Source organism: Pseudoalteromonas sp. G5_S1_54_S4, from assembly GCF_054968565.1.
Map to the genome: position 1 here is coordinate 1 of NZ_JBQKUL010000097.1, position 3430 is coordinate 3430.

At 39.4% G+C, this 3430-nt stretch carries 2 protein-coding genes and 2 tRNA genes; all 4 read left to right on the forward strand.

The annotated features are described in order from the left end of the window. The first annotated feature begins 161 nt into the window (after window positions 1-161). The 4 genes from ACTRWE_RS18900 to ACTRWE_RS18915 all read left to right on the forward strand — a co-directional run bounded on the left by ACTRWE_RS18900 (window position 162) and on the right by ACTRWE_RS18915 (window position 2959). Complete coding sequence (locus tag ACTRWE_RS18900) at window positions 162-1517, forward strand: MATE family efflux transporter (protein ID WP_462880507.1); 1356 nt, start codon at window positions 162-164, stop codon at window positions 1515-1517. Further along, the gene (locus tag ACTRWE_RS18905; RefSeq protein ID WP_462880508.1) at window positions 1495-2544 is read left to right on the forward strand and encodes a DUF3080 family protein; all 1050 of its coding nucleotides are present in this window, start codon (window positions 1495-1497) and stop codon (window positions 2542-2544) included. Before ACTRWE_RS18900 ends, ACTRWE_RS18905 begins: the two co-directional genes overlap by 23 nt. Before the next feature lie 235 nt (window positions 2545-2779). Further along, window positions 2780-2856, forward strand: a tRNA-Val gene (locus tag ACTRWE_RS18910). Between the two features lie 26 nt (window positions 2857-2882). Further along, window positions 2883-2959 (forward strand) — tRNA-Val (locus ACTRWE_RS18915). Window positions 2960-3430: the final 471 nt, after the last annotated feature.

A 3430-nucleotide genomic window follows, 5' to 3' on the forward strand; every position in this document is an offset into this window, starting at 1 on the left:
GTTTAACGTATCAATCGCTAAAATAATTCACTTAATAGCACTTTTATTCGCAACAAAAGTAAGCTTATGCAGCAATTTAATAGATTCGCTGATTGTCTACATAGATAGAGCAATCACAATAGATTACAATGCGCCCATGTTTTTCTGAATAGCTGTTTTTTATGATTTTTTGTAGTTGGGAAGCTAAACGTTTACTTTCCCTCGCCTTTCCCGTTTTTTTAGCACAAGTGACCTTAGTATTAATGTCAGTGGTTGATACCATTATGGCCGGACAAGTGAGTCCAACCGATCTCGCTGCCCTCTCAATTGCTACAGGAATATGGAACCCAATTTTATTAGCAATACAAGGTATTTTATTAGCCCTAACGGGAGTCATTGCTCAATTTGCGGGTGCTAAAGACCGCAACGGCATTAGCCATTATTTTCAGCAAGCGCTTTATTTAACGCTCCTTTTGAGTATTGCAGGTTTTTGTGCTGCCCAGCTTGCCAACACCGTTATTTTACAGCTTGATACTAGCCCGGCGATTGCGGGACTTGCTTTTGATTACATTCATTTTGTTAAATGGGGTGTATTTGGTTTTTTAATTTTTACCGTGTATAGAAATATGACCGAAGGCATGGGGATGACCAAGCCTGCGTTTTATATCAGCCTACTCGGACTTGCGGTAAATATCCCACTCAATTATATTTTTATTAAGGGCTTATTTGGTCTACCCGCATTTGGGGGCGCTGGCTGTGGTATTGCCACCGCACTGGTATTTACTGTAATGGCTATTGCGCAAGTTACTTATTGCCAGCTGAGTAAAAAAATAGATGCCAAAGGCTTATTGACAGGCTTTGAAAAACCCAATTTTAAAACCATTGGTATTATTACCAAACTCGGTATTCCTATTTCACTCGCTACTTTTTTTGAAGTGACCTTGTTTGCCTGTATTCCCCTGTTTATTGCGCATTTGGGTGCGGTGGCTGTGTCTGGCCATCAAATTGCAGCTAGTGTGACTGCACTGTTATTTATGATGCCTCTGAGCCTCTCAATTGCCATTAGCATACGAATTGGTAATTTATTTGGGCAAAATCATTTAGATCAATTAAAAGTAGCAGTATCGACAAGTTATATTATGGCGGCTATGGTTGCGTTGTTTATCGCTTTTATTACATTTATAGGGCGTGATGTGATCAGCCAATTATATAGCGATAGCCCTGCGGTACTTGCGCTTGCTTCATCAATTATGATTTTAGCCTGTATTTACCAACTTCCTGATGCATTACAAGTAGCTGCAAACGGTATTTTACGTGGTTTAAAACACACAGCGCCGATTTCGTATATCACTTTTATTTCTTATTGGTTAATCGGCTTTAGTTTAGGCTACGTATTAGCAAGAACAGACATGATAGTGCCAGCAATGGGCCCGCATGGTTTTTGGATAGGCATTATCGTTGGCTTATCAGTTGCAGCTATACTACTGATGCTGACCGTTCATAGGCGATTTAAACGTGAACCATTTATTCTCACTTAAACAATCAATCTATACCAAACTGCCGCTTAATTGGTTATTGGCGGCATGTTGTATGGTGCTTTTGGGATGCTCAGAGCAGCCCAGTGAGGCAAATAAAACCTATTTGTCTCGCTTGAGTAATACCTTACAAACGCCTGAGCCACACACAAAGCCACTGCAACAATTAGCCTTAGTAGAGCCTGTTGAAGCGTTGCAACCTGCCATTAAAATTGGCATAACTGAACTAGCTGGTATTAGCCAATGTAAACTTAACGTTTTAATAAGCGAGCATAATAATCAATTAGGCAAAACAGCCACCGCTGCTAGCCAATTGAAGTACCAAATAGATTTTATTCAAAGCGCGCAAAACTGTTTAAACACCTTAGATAAACAAAGCAACGTTCACAGTAAAATTGCAGCGGCAAAAACCCAAAAACAAACTCAACTCGCTCATTATTTTAATAATGTTTTATATAGTGAACCTGAACTGAGCAGCACTTGGCAGCTTACTGGCCAAGAACTCAGCACCCAACCAGCTGGGTTTAGCGACACAGTTGAGGCGCTTAAAAAGCTAACTACCATAAAACACCAAATAGAAACGAAAAAGAGTATGGCAATAAACAGCGATGATATTTTGTCAGCGCTTGAACCGCTCAACAGATACAAATTTGACCAACAGCTTATTCAAGCTGCGCGAGAACAAATTAGCTTAAATCATACAGCAACCCAGTTTGTAAATTCATTAGTAGTAGAAGATATCTGCCCTGAAGGGAAAAACAAGCAGCAGGCTAAAATTGTCAGTAATATATTTAATAAATATTATTTAAAACAAATACAGCCTTATCAAGCACAGCTGAGCGGGTATTTAGAAACATTGCAGCCGCTTTATATGCAGCTATGGTTTAATCAAGCAGTGAGTAGTGAAGCGGTAAATGCCCTACTTGACCCAAATTCTAACAACTTACTCTCTCAGCTAAAAGCGTCAGCAAAAGAGCATGTTATCTGGTGGCAAAAATTTTATAAAACGTGCGAAATCAGTCCAATATGAATAAAAAAACGGCAAATAAACTTAAAAACCATAAACATACTTGATTCACCACTCATCACGCTATATATTAGCGACCGTTGTTAAGCAATTAACAATTCTTAAATACAGAAGTACGACTGTAGCTCAGTTGGGCGAGATTGGACCGAAGCGAAGCTTCGCAGCCGAACGAGGTGGAGGCAGGACGCCGACAGGATGAAGCTTCATGGATGAATTAAATAGTACGTAAACTCATAGTACGACTGTAGCTCAGTTGGTTAGAGCACTACCTTGACATGGTAGGGGTCGGTGGTTCGAATCCACTCAGTCGTACCAACATTTAAGAATCCTAAAATAATTGTACGACCGTAGCTCAGCTGGTTAGAGCGCTACCTTGACATGGTAGAGGTCGGTGGTTCGAATCCACTCGGTCGTACCAATTAAACTCTACATTTCAAACAGTTAAAAACCCTATTCAATCTATTCGTTTAATTATTCAACTAAAAATTAAATTCTTAGTTTTTTATTATTTTGTATTCAAAATTTTAAAATAACGAGAGCCAAGCCTCAAAAGATCATCCTAAAAATTCCAGTTTTTATCGATTTGTGCCCAAACTTGTGCCCAAGCGCCCAAACCACTTTTTTAGCTCTTTAATCTTCCTCAAAATTAGACCCCTACCCTTGCAAATTCACAAACCTCAAATCACAAATTCCAAACCAAAAATTTCAAATCAGGTGACCACTACCCTAATATTTTCCGTGTCATTTCATGAAATATTCTATGACCCCTATTCCATAAACTGCTTCTGTGCCTTGTTTAGACATCGGTGCCCACACAAGGCACTAATACACTAATTAGTTGTTCGGTAAACGTCAAGTAATAGCAAACATGATAGCCACAGACCCCACG